At 57.7% G+C, this 15,923-nt stretch carries 17 protein-coding genes; 5 read left to right on the top strand and 12 right to left on the bottom strand.

Going from position 1 to position 15,923, the window contains the following annotated elements; genetic code table 11:
- Positions 1–243: 243 nt before the first annotated feature.
- The 5 genes from CAG31_RS28105 to CAG31_RS28570 all read right to left on the bottom strand — a co-directional run bounded on the left by CAG31_RS28105 (position 244) and on the right by CAG31_RS28570 (position 6,205).
- On the bottom strand, positions 244–987 hold the full coding sequence (locus CAG31_RS28105) for an HNH endonuclease (RefSeq protein ID WP_139831334.1): 744 nt from the start codon (positions 985–987) through the stop codon (positions 244–246).
- The gene (locus CAG31_RS09150) at positions 987–2,153 is read right to left on the bottom strand and encodes an AAA family ATPase (protein ID WP_085580079.1); all 1,167 of its coding nucleotides are present in this window, start codon (positions 2,151–2,153) and stop codon (positions 987–989) included. Before CAG31_RS09150 ends, CAG31_RS28105 begins: the two co-directional genes overlap by 1 nt.
- 353 nt (positions 2,154–2,506) lie before the next feature.
- Positions 2,507–4,771, bottom strand: coding sequence for an AAA family ATPase (locus tag CAG31_RS09145; RefSeq protein ID WP_085580077.1), 2,265 nt, complete (start codon positions 4,769–4,771; stop codon positions 2,507–2,509).
- 355 nt (positions 4,772–5,126) lie between these two features.
- A complete protein-coding gene (locus CAG31_RS09140; protein WP_085580075.1) occupies positions 5,127–5,489 on the bottom strand; it encodes a DUF6124 family protein in 363 nt (120 codons plus the stop codon).
- Between the two features lie 374 nt (positions 5,490–5,863).
- Positions 5,864–6,205, bottom strand: a complete 342-nt coding sequence (locus CAG31_RS28570) for a hypothetical protein (protein ID WP_256578073.1) — start codon at positions 6,203–6,205, stop codon at positions 5,864–5,866.
- A gap of 168 nt (positions 6,206–6,373) precedes the next feature.
- On the opposite strand from CAG31_RS28570, the gene CAG31_RS09130 reads away from it, so the two are divergent.
- Both CAG31_RS09130 and CAG31_RS09125 read left to right on the top strand, forming a co-directional pair.
- A complete protein-coding gene (locus CAG31_RS09130; protein WP_139831333.1) occupies positions 6,374–7,726 on the top strand; it encodes a hypothetical protein in 1,353 nt (450 codons plus the stop codon).
- Positions 7,727–7,762: 36 nt separating this feature from the next.
- On the top strand, positions 7,763–8,131 hold the full coding sequence (locus tag CAG31_RS09125) for a hypothetical protein (RefSeq protein WP_085580069.1): 369 nt from the start codon (positions 7,763–7,765) through the stop codon (positions 8,129–8,131).
- Positions 8,132–8,159: 28 nt separating this feature from the next.
- Here CAG31_RS09125 and CAG31_RS09120 read toward each other — a convergent pair whose 3' ends face one another.
- From CAG31_RS09120 to CAG31_RS09095, 6 genes are all read right to left on the bottom strand, one after another.
- On the bottom strand, positions 8,160–9,233 hold the full coding sequence (locus tag CAG31_RS09120; protein WP_371856133.1) for an NAD(P)/FAD-dependent oxidoreductase: 1,074 nt from the start codon (positions 9,231–9,233) through the stop codon (positions 8,160–8,162).
- Between the two features lie 79 nt (positions 9,234–9,312).
- Positions 9,313–9,675, bottom strand: coding sequence for a DUF6124 family protein (locus tag CAG31_RS09115; protein ID WP_085580065.1), 363 nt, complete (start codon positions 9,673–9,675; stop codon positions 9,313–9,315).
- 453 nt (positions 9,676–10,128) lie between these two features.
- Positions 10,129–10,545, bottom strand: a complete 417-nt coding sequence (locus CAG31_RS09110; protein WP_085580063.1) for a hypothetical protein — start codon at positions 10,543–10,545, stop codon at positions 10,129–10,131.
- 342 nt (positions 10,546–10,887) lie between these two features.
- Positions 10,888–11,316: a hypothetical protein gene (locus CAG31_RS09105; protein WP_139831332.1), complete on the bottom strand. Its 429-nt coding sequence runs from the start codon at positions 11,314–11,316 to the stop codon at positions 10,888–10,890.
- A 94-nt stretch (positions 11,317–11,410) separates the two neighbouring features.
- On the bottom strand, positions 11,411–11,719 hold the full coding sequence (locus CAG31_RS09100; RefSeq protein WP_085580058.1) for a cupredoxin family copper-binding protein: 309 nt from the start codon (positions 11,717–11,719) through the stop codon (positions 11,411–11,413).
- Positions 11,720–11,733: 14 nt separating this feature from the next.
- Positions 11,734–12,702 carry a metallophosphoesterase gene (locus CAG31_RS09095; protein WP_085580056.1) on the bottom strand — a complete coding sequence of 323 codons (969 nt, stop codon included), beginning with the start codon at positions 12,700–12,702 and terminating at the stop codon, positions 11,734–11,736.
- Positions 12,703–12,855: 153 nt separating this feature from the next.
- Between CAG31_RS09095 and CAG31_RS09090 the strand changes: the two genes are divergently transcribed.
- The 3 genes from CAG31_RS09090 (at position 12,856) to gcvH (ending at position 14,854) form a co-directional block, all read left to right on the top strand.
- Positions 12,856–13,368, top strand: coding sequence for a sigma-70 family RNA polymerase sigma factor (locus CAG31_RS09090; protein ID WP_085580054.1), 513 nt, complete (start codon positions 12,856–12,858; stop codon positions 13,366–13,368).
- Positions 13,361–14,104 (top strand): anti-sigma factor, encoded by a 744-nt coding sequence (locus CAG31_RS09085; protein WP_085580052.1) that lies wholly within the window; start codon positions 13,361–13,363, stop codon positions 14,102–14,104. The genes CAG31_RS09090 and CAG31_RS09085 overlap by 8 nt, the downstream gene beginning before the upstream one ends.
- Before the next feature lie 189 nt (positions 14,105–14,293).
- The gene (gene gcvH / locus CAG31_RS09080; protein WP_371856132.1) at positions 14,294–14,854 is read left to right on the top strand and encodes a glycine cleavage system protein GcvH; all 561 of its coding nucleotides are present in this window, start codon (positions 14,294–14,296) and stop codon (positions 14,852–14,854) included.
- A gap of 122 nt (positions 14,855–14,976) precedes the next feature.
- Here gcvH and CAG31_RS09075 read toward each other — a convergent pair whose 3' ends face one another.
- A complete protein-coding gene (locus tag CAG31_RS09075; RefSeq protein ID WP_085580048.1) occupies positions 14,977–15,861 on the bottom strand; it encodes a LysR family transcriptional regulator in 885 nt (294 codons plus the stop codon).
- Positions 15,862–15,923: the final 62 nt, after the last annotated feature.

Below are 15,923 nucleotides of genomic sequence, written 5' to 3'. Positions count from 1 at the left end.
GTGGGGGGTTTGAGGTTGGGAGATAGATGGGGTGGGCTTTTTGATTTGGAGAGAGTCTGCTTTCGGCCAGAAGCAGACGTTCGACTATGTCTGCTGCGGGCCACAAACATCCGTTCGATCGCTCCGATTAGGGATTGGAACCGCGAGAGGAATGTTTCATTTTCGACCCACCCCACGACACGCCAATTGAATCCCAAAGCTATAATTCCCGCAAACATGCCTTAGTGCTATTGGGGCGATTTTTTATCCGATATCCAGCTTAAGCAAAATGGAAGAAGCATCTAAATCCAGCAACTCTTGATCCCAAAAACCTAATTTCATAATTTCATTTTTTATATGAGAGTATTCAGCGTCCGAATGTAAAATAGTAGCAGTTGTAGCGGCATACTCGGAAGAGCATTGACACTCGGCCAAAATAGATTTAACTGTACCTATTAACAAATTCTTAGTTCTTGTAGATAAATTCAGCTTGTACGCATCCAGCCTCTCTCGGGCTTTTATTAAGGCTTCATGAAGTCGCTCGCCAATCTCGAAGCGCACCATAACTGCGCGGTCGGAGTTATTCAGATCAAACGCGCCGATGGTTTCCAACCCAATATTAGTTTTGGCACGAAAACGATATAAGCGAAAATTAAAATGTTCACGAGGGTTCGTTTCATATGGGTTAATAATTGGCACTTCTTCAACATTATGGTCGCCCTTGGTTCCATTGCACCTCTTGCATGCGGGTAATAAATTACTCCAATTCATAACATCGTCAGGGTATGTATCTTTTCCCCGAAAATGCTCAACCTCCATGTATTTACTTTCTTTTGTTAAATCGCACTCGCAATAGGCGCACTTCCCAAAACTAGTTTCGAGCAATGCAGACTTTAACTCATAAAAATTCCAAACCGAGATATTTTTTTCTTTGAAAATATCGGTTAATCGCGCTGTTTCGTTTGGACTCAGGCATAGCGGATGAAAATTTCGCTCCAGTTTAATCATTATTGACTCCCGCCTAATGAAGCAATTTGAAGCCGGAGTAGTTTTCGAAGGTGACTTAGGGGATGGAGCAAGCTATCTAGTTCGCCGTAGGCCAGGCTAGCTGATGCAAAATTCTCCTGATCTATGGCGGACGTAAATTCGTTCATAAGCTTGTTGAATATTTCCGTCCGAGTATCGGTCATGCCCATAACGTCCGTGAGAACCTCGTCAACTGTCCATCCCATAAACCCATAATCAGATACTGGAAGCTTTCGAGGGGCAACTTGTCCGTCGCGAACTTCAAGAGCTAGTATTTGATCTCGCTCAGCGGACTGGATAACGTGAGGGCTATGAGTGGTTACGATAAACTGAACCATAGGGAATATTTCAGAAAGCAATCCTGCTATTTTGTTTTGCCATTCTGGATGGAGGTGAAGTTCGACTTCATCAATAAGAACAACCCCCTCGAAATCCACTGCGCGAACGTCAGAAAAACGAAACTCTATTTCTTTTATTATACCAAAAAAAATTGCAAGACAAGACTTGAATCCCGAAGAAAGATACTCATAATATATCGGCCCGCCAGGCGAATCTACAAGTATTTCATTAGTTGATGCATTTACTCTTTTAAACGAGAACTCTGGGTTTAACGCTGAAAAACACTTCTTAGCCAGAGCAAAATTATTTTTCTGCGCTTCTGATAGGGCTCCTTCATGGGCCGAGTATAAATATCTGTTAACAAACCAGTTTTTTATATCGTGCAGCCCCACTCCGGCTCTACCTTCTTGCCAAATATTATGTATCTGCTTCTCTACATCCTTCGAGATTGATTGCAGAGGAGTGTATGCAAACGTCCTAGAAGTTTTAAGTGAAAGCAAATAACCTGAATTAGTGGCATCCCCATGTATGCCGGCACCCTGATGTGGCTCGTATTGGGTAAGTTCAAAGCCAATTGTAGAGGCGACGCTATTATGAGAGAGTGACGCTTTTATCTTGCCGCTTGGGGCGAGGACGTTGCGACGTAAGACAAAAGTCTCACCAGCCGTAAAGCAATGGGCGATACACTCAAGTATGGTTGTTTTGCCTATTCCGTTTGGGCCGCATAAAATATTCATTCTTGGATTGAAATTCAAGGATAATGAATGAATCCCTCCAATGTCGCTGATCGAAATATTCTCAATTTTCACTTACGCCTCCTTGCATCGATTAGCCAAAATACTTGTGCATGTAACATGTCAAATATTCAATACTAATATAAATTTTAGTATTAAACATAATTCACAGACAGCACTCTTGTAGTGCTACTAAATTACAATCAGCATTGATACCATGGACGCCGAACTCCCCGAACAGTACAGAACAGCCAGCAGCCCTCATGCTTGATTTAACCCTGACATTTGTTGAGTTGCAATAGCACATTTTGAAGCCTAAACGGGCGAACCCGAACGCCCGCTTCTGGCCGTCTGCTTCCGACCAGAAGCAGACACTTGTCTGATGAAGCTATCGCGTGGAATTATCTAAGTCCGTAGGGGCGATTCAGTCAGGCGTGTATCGCTGCAATCAAGGCGTCCATGTGCGGCTTGTCTCTTTCAGTGATGGCATCGATCAGGTCTTTGACGGCATGCTCCAGATCAAAGATCAGCTCGTTGTTGCCTGCCAGCCGCTCAAGCGTGTTGCCGTGGCTGAAGTAGTGGAAAATTTTGAGGATTCGTTTCGCTCGCTCGACGCCAAAGAGAGCCTCTGCGCGCTCGTCCACCTGCTCAGCGTCCTTCGGGCCAGGAAGCCTGGAGTAAGTATAGAGTTCGACAAAGCGTCTCATCGCATTCGGGAGCATCATTAGTACGTCATATGCAGTTTTGTCAGGTGCCTGATTGAACCGATGGATGACTTCGAACAAGAAGTGGTATTCAGATTGATAGCGTGCCAGCGATGCCGGCATGTCTTCCAGCATTGATGATTTCTCAGCAATCCGTCGGATAAGAAAGAGCCGTGCCCCCTGTTTGTTTGCTACAGGCTTAATTTCCCTGAGCAGGTTGAAGAACTCAAAATTGTGCGTGGAGACGAAAAGCTGCTTGCATGTCGTTTTCCACGGTTCATTCCTGTCCTGCTGCGTGAAGAACAGCGCCCGTATAGCTGCAGTCACTTGAAAAATGTGGTTAGCGTCCAAGCTCGAAATTGGATCGTCGATATAGACGATGGTCTCTTTGAACTCTGCAGGCTTGATCCCTTGTAGTTTCGTAAGGAAGTAAGAGAAAGCAATGGCGGTTCGCTCCCCGTCGCTGAGATTCTTTGCGACGGCCCCGCCCTTTCGGATCATTTGAAATCGGTCTTGGCCTGCTGGATCTTTGACGACCTTTATCTGAACAGCCTCGCTCCCCATCATCGAAGCCAAGCGTTCATTGATTTTTTCCCTGCCTTGTTGAGCTTGGCTGATCTCGGCTTGGAGCCTGTCGATTTCTGGCTGGAGTTTGTCGACGTAGGCCTTCAGCCTGTCGCACCGCTTGACCTGCCGATCCTTCTTCACATTCAGACCGGCAGCATCCTGCTCATCAATAAATTGTTGTACGTAGTGATACTTTGCCTTTCTTAGGGAGTCCGCTTTAGCTTTGGTGAAATTCGAGGCCAGTTCATTGTTTTGTTTGATGATTGCATTGACCGCTGCTACTGCGTCCTTGATGTCCACCTCTAGACCTTGAGCCAACGGGGTGGGCTTCATCGCTTTGCGTGAGTCATCGGCCTTGCATTGAACTTCGCCAACAAGTCTCTTGACCGCTTGGTTGAATGCATTGAGGGCAGCCGGCAATAAATCGATTGCGAGGTTGTAGCTGTCTCGAAATTGCGGGTTGAGCTCGGCAGCTTTCGGCCATGTCAATTTGAACTCTGCCGCTTTCGCTCGCTCAAGCAACCCGTCAACTTTATCTTGGTGGTCTGCCAAATCTTTCGAAAAATGAGTGAGTAACTCCTCAAGACGTGCCGGTGTTAGCTCGTTACCGCAGAACTCACATGCCCCAGCGGTGGAGTGTAAATGCAAACCACTTTGCACCCAGCGTTCAATAGCTGGATTTTCTGCAAGATGCTTCAGGGTGTTGGAAAAGCTAGGCGTTGCGGCCAGCAGCGTCACGGCCTCTTTGTGTAGTTCCTCAATCGCGGGAGATGCCTGAAGCTCATCGACAATGCTTGGTCTCTTAGAGTCAGGTGTCAATGCTAACTCAATGGCATCGGAGAGCTCATTCTCCATCAAAAGCTGGGAGTCGAGAATACTCACGACCAACACATCCTGCACTAAATGTGCAGCTGTGTAGGGATCAACTTTTAAGCGTTGGCGGATGAACTTTGCCGTTTCTGTCTTAACCTGGGAAATGCGTAGCTTTAGAGCCTCGATCTCACCATTCAGCTTGCGCTGAACTGAATCAGAACGTTTGATCCGCGTCCCTAGATTGTCGATCTTTCGCTGTGCTTCCTCGGATTCTTTACCGAGCAGAAGGATGGGGTTGAAGTTTCCGCCATCGAAGTGCAGGTTGGCTTTTACGAAGTCGGAATTGAATACGCGAACTGATATGTTGCTCCGAGAGAAGTTCTTTTCGGTGATCGCATCATCGCCGGTGCCAAAGGAGAATTCGCATCCCGACAAGTCTGGGTTGGCTATCTTCGCCTCAAGCTGGGCGAACAGGCGTGAGAGAGTGGTCTTTCCAGAATAGTTCCAGCCGTAAATGAGGTTCTTGACTCCGAACTCTTGGGTGCCCAAAGGCTTGTTGTAGTTTTGATAAACGCCAAGACCCTTTATTTTCTCAATGCTCTTAAGCATGTGCCACCCTCCCTGGACTTGATGCGAAGCTGCCTGCAATCGGGTCAGCAAACCATAGCTCGGTTAGATGAATCGATCCACATGAGCCCCATTGATTTTGGCCAGTACCTTGGCGTTTGATCTTGAGCCTCAATGAGACGCCGGTCGCAAACAGTAGCTAATTGAATCGTCCCGGTTTTTTTGACACAGCAAACAGCTGTTTCTAGCCGAAAATGGCACGTACCACCGTCCGCTTCTGGCCGAAAGCAGCCATTGTGATTGACTCCCACCCGACAAAAAAACCGATGGGGCATGCAACCAAGCAACTTGATCGCATGCCCCCTCGTACCACCAGTTGTCGCAAAACGCGTCAGCCCTACCCCTTCGGCTCAACGTTATCCAACGCCTGCCCCACCGCCACCTCCCCCAACATCACCAATTGCGCAATCCCTATCGCGGTGCGGCGATGTCCGGCGTCAAGGACAGCGGCAAAGTTGTTGAGCATTTCGGAGGCGGCGCCGAGGTTTTCGCAGGCGTTGGCCAGCAGGGATTCGGTGTCGTAGGCCGGGTTGGGCAGGTACATGGGTTCGGCCGCGTTTGCGCTGGCCATGATGGAGGGGGCCGGGTTGAGGTAGTGGTCGAGGGCGCGTTCGGCGGCTTCGTTGAGTTTTCTGGAATCGATGGATTCGTAGGGGGATGCCGGGTCGAGGGCTGGCGGGTTGGGTGTGGGTTTGATCATGGCGAGTCTCCTGGTTTTCCGGTCGGAGCGGCCGCCATCACTTGCAGATGATGGGTGGCAGCTGTGTGCGGGTCTGCAAGACCGGGAAACCAGGCACCCGGCAGACCCGAAGGTCTCCCGCACAAAGCCGCCATTGAGCGGACACAGGAAAGCGTCCTTTTGGCTAGGCTGTGCGACTGGTTTTCCGGCGGGCTTGCAGACCCGATCACTGATAGGCAGTGACGGAAATCAAGTTACGGGGAGCGTCCCAGACGCACAAGCCGGCGGATTCTGGCTCAGCCGTAGGCCATGGCGCAAGGCATCGTGGGCATTGGCCGGTGTCTGGATGCTTCACTTAAACAGCGCCGATTCCGACCGTTTAAACCGGCTTTTCCTCACTCCGTCTCAGGACACTTGAAGGCCCATGAGTAAACCTTCATTCCTCCAACCTCCTCCCCAACAACCCCCACACCCAGACACACCCCATCCTTGACGTAATTGAAGCTGCAATACCTAACCCCCTCCGTACAAGACTCAATCTCTGTATAGCCCTTCCTCACAAGGATGCTCTCCACCCCAAACTCACCCGAGTACGTAGGGTTCGGCTTCCACCCACTGTTGATCAACGCCTTTCTGGCACTGACAAACGGCATCCCTTCTTTGATAGGAACATCGACCGCCTGAGCACAGAAGCTGACCACACAAACGAGGCCGACTAGCCGTTTTCTAAGTTCCAATTAGCAGTCCACCAAATCCCTTATGTGTTTTTTCCACTTCATCGTACTCAGTGCAGGGCTGATCCGATGGTTTCCAGCGAGCCGTTCCAAAACACCCCCTGAACAGGCATGCTACCCCCACGCCACCGTTCAAACTCAGGGATATTCAGCTTCATGTGGAAAAGTTGGTTGCAACGATTCATCGGCAAAACGCCCGCCACGGCAGACACCCTAAGCCACACAGCCGCAGCCATCGCAACCCCAAGCACCACAGCCACGCCACCAGATCCCTCCCCCCTCCGTGACTGGACGTTGCTTATCACCTCGTGGAGCGGATTCGACCGGGAAGCCGGCCTGCGGGCGGTTCGGTCTTCTCTGTCGGCGGAACGGTTGGCGGCGATCATCGTGCGGCTCAATGATTGGGTGCCTCAGGTTCGCGCAGTCGCGCGTGAGGCTTTCGAAGACTACCTGACGCCGCAGCATGCCGGTTGGCTGGTCGCTCAAATGCCCGCCATTCTGGCGCTTGAGCATCGCCATCGCGACGACCACCGTTCGACGATCAACAAGCTTGAAGCATTGCTGGCAACGCCTGAATGCGTCGAGCGCTGCGCGGCGGGTTTCGACGCCAGCCGAGGCTCGTGCGCGCGGTTGCTGTTTCGGGTGCTCGTTCAGACGAAGGTTGAGGATGAGCGGGAGGCGTTTCTGGTGGCGTGCCTTCACCATGTCGATTTCAGCGTGCGCCGCTTGGCGCTCGGCAAGGCGATGGAGCTTGAGCCGGCGTCGGCCCAGCGGGCCATCGCGTTCGGGCTCGCCAGCAAGAGCAGCATCCTCAGGAGGCAGTCGTTCCTGGAAGCGATCCGCTTGCAGACCGGCCGCACGCAACTGATCGAAGCGTTTTTGCTGGATCCGTCGCCAGCGGCCAGGTCCACTGCGCTGTGGGCCGCCGGAAAGTACGGCGTCGACCCGCTGCAGATGCTGCAGGCCCAGTTGGCGGGCGAGTTGCCTGCCACAAAGGCCCGCTGGCTCGGCCTCCTCGGGTTGGCGCAGGACCTGAAGCTGCGTATTCCTGAACACTGGATGACCGCGGCCTTGAGCCAAAGCAGCGGCGCGGTGCGTTCGCTCGTGTTGATGCTCGAAGGGGAAGACAACCCTGAGAGGCTGATCGCCGCGGTCGCAGAGCCGGCCCGGGCCGTTTTTGAGGCCGGCGTCCTGGGTTTACGCACTCAGCCTTGGAGCGTCATCGGCTCGCCGTTCATCCATCAGCTCGACACGATCTGGGCAACGCTGTCACCCACCCGGCGCCTGGCGCTCCTTGGACTGATGCCCAAGTGGAGCCAGGCAGGGTATCTGCTCCAGCAACTCAACCACAGCCCTAGCGAGCCGTCGGCGCTTGAGCAGCTCAGCGTTTGGGTCGACAGCCAGCCCTACGCCATCAACGACCGAGAGACGCCAAAGGACGAGCGTGACCGGATCGTTGAACAGCTGAAGGCAATGGAGGCCGCTCGGACATTGCCTGCGGGCTCCGTGGCCAGGCTGATTTGAAAGGGCGTTAGCCCAGAACGGGAAGAAGGAACACTCATGCAGATCATCACCCTCGATCGAGACAGCGTGCATGCTGGGGATGACCTGCACAGCCACAGGACTTCGATCAGGATCGATCCCACCGCCACGCTGGACGGCTTGTTCGAAGCGATACAAGGCACCGGCTACCTTCCCGGCATCAGTGGCGGACTGGCGACCTGGATCATCTGTTCATCCGGCAAGCCCATCGGTGTTTTTGCTCAGCAATGGCCCACGCCTAAGTGGCTTGTCCCGGCCGAGCGCACTGTCGGTCAATTTTTTGCGGGGGCCGAACCTTCGCTGCTGTTCCGGTATTGGTGCCAGGCGAATCCAGACGCTGTCTTTTCCCACATCAACGCCGGAGATGAGCCGCCGTCCCGGTTCTAGGATTTGTCCGAGACCTGCTAGCACCCCACTAAGCCCGGAAAAACCGATCCGGCCGACAAGGATCAAGCTCTCCTGCCACCCTTCCGTCGATGATCTCCTCACTGACAAGCCGCCCCACCACCGCCGCCAACACAACCCCAGGGTGCATGGCGCACACATAGACACCGCCCACATTGGGCAGATAACCAATGACGGGAACGCCATCGGCCGGCATGGGCCTGAGGCCGACGCAGGCCCACTCCGGTTCAAGGGACTCAGCCACATGGAGTTCGTTCTGAATGGCCTGGGCCGTCCGGCGTGCGATCGCTGCCGGTTGGTTTTCTGCGGTGTCGTCCAGGTAATCCTCTGCCGCCAGCAACGCGCCGTCCGCGCTTTGCCGCACTTCCATGTCGGGGCTGGAGATGAGGGTATGGACGAGGTTGGGCGGTGCGCTGTAGCGGATGAAAATGGCGGGCGAGGCGTTGATGGGCAGGGGCGCGCCCAGCCTCTCTGTCAGCTTCGCGGTGCCTGTGCCGGCGGCCAATACGACGACATCGGCATGGAGGGTGCCTCGGGTGGTTTCGACGGCGGTCACCCTTTCGGCCTGCGTCACGAAACCGAGCACTCGCGTCTGGGTGAGCGTTTTCGCTCCGTGTGCCTCGGCGCCCGCGATCAGCGCATGCGAGGCGGCCACGGCGTCCAGCGCGCCTTCTTGCGCCGCGTACCCGGCGGATTGAGGCGGGTTCTTGAGGTTGGGTTCGAGGTCGAGGATCTGCGAACGGGTCACCCGGTTGGCCGGCGGTACGCCGCCCGCCGTCACGCCGTAGGTCAAGGCGCCTGTCCAGCGGATCTTCAGGTCGGGCACCTGGGTTTCGAGCCGGTGGTACTCCTCGATGGCAACCCCGCGCAGTGGCGCAATCGGGTCGGGTTCGGGGTGTGAGGTGTTGAGCCAGGCGAATGAGCGGCCGGTCACGCCCGATGCGATCTCTTCGGCCTCGACCACGGTGACCTGCGCACCGTGCCGGGCCAAGTGATACGCCAGCGATGCGCCGACGATGCCTGCGCCCACGATGATGATTCGTTTGTCCTGACCACCTTCCATATCAACCTCCGTTCTGTCGATGTGCCGATGGTAGGACAGAGGGGCCTGCAACCCAAGCCATCAGATGCAGGCCCCGCCGTCGTCGCAAAACGCCTCGGCCCTACCCCTTCGGCTCGACGTTATCCAACGCCTGCCCCACCGCCACTTCCCCCAGCATCACCAACTGCGCGATACCGATCGCCGTGCGGCGGTGGCCGGCGTCGAGGACGGCGGCGAAGTTGTTGAGCATTTCGGAGGCGGCGCCGAGGTTTTCGCAGGCGTTGGCCAGCAGGGATTCGGTGTCGTAGGCCGGGTTGGGCAAGTACATGGGTTCGGCCGCGTTGGCGCTGGCCATGATGGAGGGGGCCGGGTTGAGGTAGTGGTCGAGGGCGCGTTCGGCGGCTTCGTTGAGTTTTCTGGAATCGATGGATTCGTAGGGGGATGCCGGATCGAGGATGGGCGGATTGGGTGTGGGTTTGATCATGGTGTAACTCCCGACGCAAGAACGGTTAGGAGCCAGCACCCTCGCTACCAAACGATGGGTGGAGGCCATACGCAGGTTGGTAGACCGGTCGTCAGGAACCCCGGCGCACCCGAGGGTGCCCCGCGCATGACCACCATAAAACAGAGACGATGAAGTCCCCGCAAGACAGTAGTCTTGTGCTTCTGACGGAAGACGGGCTACCAAACCCGATCACTGTTTCCCAGTGACCCGAAAACGATAAAACCCGCGCCCCAGCCGCACAAGCCGGCGGATTCTGGCCCACGCGTAGGCCATGGCGCAAGGCATCGTGGGCATTGACCCATGACCGGATGCGTCACTTAAACAGCAGCGCCGACAGCTGTTGAAACGGCCCGCCACCGAACCGCTTCAGAAAAAGGGGACTGATGTATTTGAGCAATACATCAGTCCCCCTTTGCCCCATTTACAAGCTCGTTACTGACCCGCGTCGCCGCCATTGGGTTCGGCAGGCGCCTGCGGGCATTCATCGGCCCATCGCGTCACCGTCATGTCTTTGAGTTGCTCACCGATGGTGTCGATGCGCAAGCAGGCGCCTTTCTTTGAATAGAACAGGATGCAGCGCGAGCTATCAAAGGAGCAGGTATCAAGTTCCAGGAATTTGCGTGCAGCCAGCTCGCGCTCGACACCGCTGTACTCATAGCCATCGCGGTTGTGCATCGGGGTTGGCTTCCATCCTTGTTTGATCAACTTGGACCTGGCCGCCACCAAAGATTCACCGACGGCGATGCCTGCTGGCCCCTGTTTGTCGTTTATCGCCTGTGAACCACCGGCAAATGCCAAGCTGGTTCCCGCGCCATACATTGCGAGGAACAAGAGGATCGGGGCCTTCATTTCGCAGTGCCTCCAGCTGACTTGTAGCTCGCCAAGAACTTTGGATACTCGGCGTAGGGTTGGGGTGGATAGTGGTTTTTCTTGCCAGGCCCTTCCGGGACCCAGTGACCCGAAAACGATAAAACCCGCACCCCAAGGCGCACAAGGCGCACAAAGCGGCGGATTCTGGCCCACGCGTAGGCCATGGCGCAAGGCATCGTGGGCACTGACCCATGACCGGATGCGTCACTTAAACAGCAGCGCCGACAGCTGTTGAAACAACCCGCCACCGAACCGCTTCAACATGAAACCTGGCCCCCTCCGGGCGAAGGGGGTCAGGCAAACAGGAGGGTGTCGCAGAACTCAGACAGGGTCACCGGCAGGCCCCACCGGCACGACAGCGGCAACCGCTGCCACCGGTGCGATCACTGGCGCCTCCTGGGCCTTCTTCACCGCGACTTTCTTCAGTTCCTTGGCCTGGGTGGCGTACGTCAGGGCGGTGTTCCAGAAGCCGGAGCCGCCGCTGGCCAACAGGCCCAGGCAAACGACGCCGAAGTCGCTTCTCAAGAACGGGATGTCCGCCGGAATCGCTTCCCGGGACAACAGCACCGTCACCACGCCGCCGACCACGGCCAGTATCTGCAGGTAGGATCGGCGCCGCGCCTCGACCTTCGCATCGTCGCTGGTCTGATTCAGCATCGGGATGAAGCCTTTGACGATCTCGACCAGCCGTTCGGTGGCGATGCTCATGCCCAGTACAAAACCAATCAATGAAATCAGAGTGTTGTCCATAACAGTCTCTTCGTGCGCAGGGTTCATGGGGGGTGGCCCCGCAGGACCACCCCTTCACTATAGGCCGCGGCGCGGGGCACGCTTGGGCGGGTGCTCATGGGGTCACCACGATCTTGCCGATCATCTGCGGGTGCAGCACGCAGAAGTAGTCGAACTCGCCGGGCGTATCGAACACCCAGGAGAACGTGTCATCGGTGTCCAGCGCCCCCGAGCGGAACGCCTTGTGGGTTTCCGCCACGGTGTGGGGGATCTGGTCGTCGTTCACCCACGTCACTTTGGTGCCCACGGCCACGGTCAGGTCCTTGGGGCCGAACATGAATTCCTTGATGTCGATCTTCACGTCCTGCGCCCACGCCGGCACCGACAGCATCAGGCCGACCACGGCCAACAGTCGCGTTTTCATTTGCCTGCCCTCCCCTAGACCAGTGTCGAGTCGATCAGCGCCAACGGGTGCTCGCCCTGGGTCGCCCGCACGTCGGTGAGGCCCAGGTAGTTGCGCAACTGGTCGGCGGCGACGGTCATCGGCCCCGGCGACGGCGCCGCCCCCGGTGCCGGCTGCGGGTACGCCGTGCCGCGGGCCGTGTGGAAGGTGATGTTGCCTTCGACCTTCTGGATGACCTGGTGGATGTGCCCGTTGAGCACCGTGACCGAGCCGTACTTGCGCAGCATCGCGATGGCCTGGTCGCCGTCCTCGGTGCCCCAGCCCCAGGGCTGGTAGATCGTCCACAGCGGAATGTGGGTGAACACCACGACGGGCGTGCTGGTGGCCACGGCCCGCAGGTCGTCGGCCAGCCACGCCAGTTGCTCGGCGCCGAGGTTGGCTTCGCGGCCGGCCTGGAAGTTGAACACGTTGACCAGCGCGATGAAGTGCACGCCGTGGTCGTCGAAGCTGTACCAGCCGTTGCCCTTGGTGCCCTTGCCGTAGCGTTCCAGGTAAAGCTTGCCGCCGCCCTCGTCGAGGGTGTCGTGCTCGCCCGGCACGTAGTGCACGGGGGACGGCAGGCCTTTGAGCAATTGCGCGGCGGTGTCGAACTCTTCGGCCTTGGACAGGTGCGTGATGTCGCCGGTGTGCAGGATCAGCGCGGGCCGCTTGGGCAGCGCGACGACTTTGTCGATGGCCGCTTGCAGGGTCTTGGCCGGCTCCGGGTTGGCTTCCTTGTTGAAGCCGATGTGCGAGTCGCTGATCTGCACGAAGTGGAAGGTGCTGTCCAGGGCCTTGGGGTCGCTGACGTTGCCCGCCGCGTCCAGCGCGAACGCCCGGGGAACGCCGCCGCTCAGGGCCCAGAGCACCCCGGCGCCGGCCCACGCCGAACATTTGAGCAGTGTGCGGCGGTCAGGGTTGGCCGGGCCGTCGGTGCGCCGGGGGTGTTTTGATCGAATGTCCATCGGTGTGTCCTCGCTGGCGGGCTACAGTGATGTAGCCGACAGGGAATGAACCTTTCGGGGCGCGGGTTTATTCCGCGCCGAAAAACAAATTCTTTTCAGGGAATAAAAGGCGAAGCATCACGGTTATAGGGGTGTGACGGTGCGGGAATCACTATGACGCGATTCGAGGAACTGATTGCGCCCCATCTGGACGCCGCCTATAACCTCGCGCGCTGGCTCACCGGCAACGACAGCGCCGCGCGCGACGTCGTGCAGGAAAGCGCCTTGCGCGCCTTTCGGTTCTTGCAGCGTTTCGCCGAGGGCAATGCCAAGGCGTGGTTCCTGACCATCGTGCGCAACGAAAGCTACACCTGGCTCAAGGCGTCGGCCGGGCACCGCTGGGTGGCCATCGATGACGACCTGAGCGTCGACGAAACGGCGCCCGCCCACCAGCAGGGCCCGGAGCTTTCGGCCATCCACACGGAAAACGCGGCGTTGCTCCAGCAGGCGCTGTGTGCCCTGCCGCCGGCCTTTCGCGAGGTGATTGTGCTGAAGGAGCTGGAAGACATGCCCTACAAGGACATCGCCCTGGTGGTGGACATTCCCATCGGCACCGTCATGTCGCGGCTCGCCCGGGCCCGCGCCCTGCTCAAGCTCGAACTGCTGAAGTTGCACGACCATGAATGAATTCGACTGCACGGTTTGCCGCACCCAGCTGCATGGTTACCTGGATCAGGCACTCGACCCGGCGGCAGCGGCACAGGTCGCGGCGCACCTGGCCACGTGCGTCGGGTGTGCGCAATTGCATGACGAGTACCGATCGCTGAAGGCCGCCGTGAAGCAGCACGCGGCGTATTACCCGGCGCCGCCCGGGTTGGCGGCCAGTGTGTTGGCGGCGGTCGAACCGGCCCCGCGCACCGCCGGGCGCTGGCGTGCATGGTTCGCGCCGGCGTTCTCTGCCGCCGCGTTGGCCCTGGCGATGGTGCTTTATGTGGCGACGCCGGGCGGCGAACAGCCGCTGATGGATGAGGCGGTCTCCAGCCACGTGCGCTCGCTGATGGGCGGGCACCTGAACGATGTGGTGTCCTCCGACCGCCACACCGTCAAGCCCTGGTTCACCGGCAAGCTCGACTTCTCGCCGCCGGTGGCCGACTACGCGGCGCACGGCTTCCCGCTGCTGGGTGGGCGGCTGGACTACCTGCAGCACCAGACGGCGGCGGCCCTGACCTATGGCCGGGCCAAACACGTGATCAATGTGTTCATCCTGCCCACGCCGGGGGCCGATCAGCCGCAGCAGGTGCAGACGATACGCGGCTTCAACGTGGTGTCGTGGCAGGCGGATCACATGCGTTTCGTGCTGGTGTCCGATGTGGAGAAAGGTGAGCTGGAGGCGTTGAGCCGGTTGTTGGGCAACGGGGCTTGAGCGGCAGCGTTGGCGCGTGCGCCGCAATGCCGTTTGCCCGACGTTACTTTTTTTCGATGGACGGGAAGTACGAGGCCGGGCCCTTGGGTTTGGTGTCATCGGTCATGGGGCGGGCTCCTGGGTTTGATGACGGATTGAAGTCCAGAACGCCCGGGGCGTCCAGCGGACGACGCTTTTTTCGATCTATCCGTGATTGAGGGAATCGCCAAACGCTCTAACGGACTGTCATTTCTGTCAGGTCACTTTTGGCCGGGTTCTGATTACGCTGGCCCCATTCACGGAATGGCTGGATGGCGAAGCGAGCCAAAAAAGCGTGACCTGCTGCGCAGGAACGAGCTCCCTCGCCACAGGGATAATTCAATCGACCTGGAGTGGATCGAGATGGGGAAAATGTATACGACGGAACATGAGTGGCTGTTGTTCGACAGGGATATCGTGACGGTGGGCATTACGGTTCATGCCCAGGATGCGTTGGGCGATATTGTCTACGTTGGTTTACCGAACATCGGCACAAACGCCAGTCAGGGTGAATACATAGCTGAAGTAGAGTCGGTGAAGTCAAAATCCGAAATATTGGCTCCCGTCTCCGGAGAAGTGATTGCGATCAATGAGGCGCTGAATGACTCCCCCGAACTCGTCAATGAAAGCCCGGAGGATCAGGGATGGTTGTTCAAGATCAAAACCTCTGAAAGAAGCAATACGGCCTTGATGAGCAAATCGGCATACGACGAGTACGTGAAGAACCGCTAGGACACCGCACCTGTGGTGAGGGGGCTTGTCGAATCGTCGCACCCCAGCGGGACGGTGCGACGATTCGACAAGCCCCTTTACCACAGAAACAATGCTTCAACCCAGCAACGTTCTGCGCCACTTCACCCCTGCAACAACCCCCGCTCCGCCTCGCACAGGCTCACCACATAATCCCAGACCACCCGTAGCCGCACCGACTTGTGCAGTTCCCGCCGGGTGCTGATCCAGTAGCTGCGCTCGATGCTTTCGTCGGGCAGCAGCGGCACCAGCTCCGGGTCGGACGCGGCCATGTAGCACGGCAGCACGGCGATCCCCAGCCCCGAGCGCGCCGCCTGTTGCTGGGCGATCACGCTGGTGCTGTGGAACACCACGCGGGGGTTGCGGCAGAAGCTGTTGAGGAACATCAGCTCCTGGCTGAACAGCAAGTCGTCGACGTAGCCGATCCAGGCGTGGCGGCCGAGGTCTTCGCGGCTGCGCAGCGGCGGCGCGCCGTCGAGGTAGGCGCGGCTGGCGTAGAGCGCCAGGCGGTAGTCGGTGAGTTTGCGGGTGACGAGCATGTCGGCCGCCGGGCGTTCGAGGTGGATGCTGATTTCCGCCTCGCGGTTGAGGATGCTGACGAAGCGCGGCACGGCCACCAGTTCCACCTCCAGCCCCGGATACCGCTCGAACAGCCCGCCCATGCGGCTGGCCAGGAACATGATGCCCAACCCCTCGGTGACGCCGACGCGGATCTTGCCCAGCGGCGCGGTGGATTGGGTGATCTCTTCCTGGGCCAGCAGCGCGACGTTTTCCATGGCTTCGGCGTGCTTGAGCAGCGCCTCCCCCGCCGGGGTCATTTCGTAGCCCTGGGCGTGCTGGATGAACAGCGCGGTGCCCAGGCTCTTCTCGATGGCCTCGATGTGCCGGGCGACGGTGGCGTGGGTGGTGTTGAGCCGGCGGGCGGCGGTGAGCAGGCGGCCGCTGCGTTGCAGTTCCAGAAAGAAGCGCAGGTCATTCCAGTCGAACATCGCTTGTCCTTGTTGGCTACGCGGGAGGGGCGCTGTTTGAAAACGCACAGCGGCTGCGCAAA

This window comes from Pseudomonas sp. R25(2017) (assembly GCF_002112565.1).
Lineage (GTDB): Bacteria > Pseudomonadota > Gammaproteobacteria > Pseudomonadales > Pseudomonadaceae > Aquipseudomonas > Aquipseudomonas ekonensis.
Note: the sequence above shows the minus strand (reverse complement) of the source record. Positions and strands in the feature narration are given on the sequence as shown.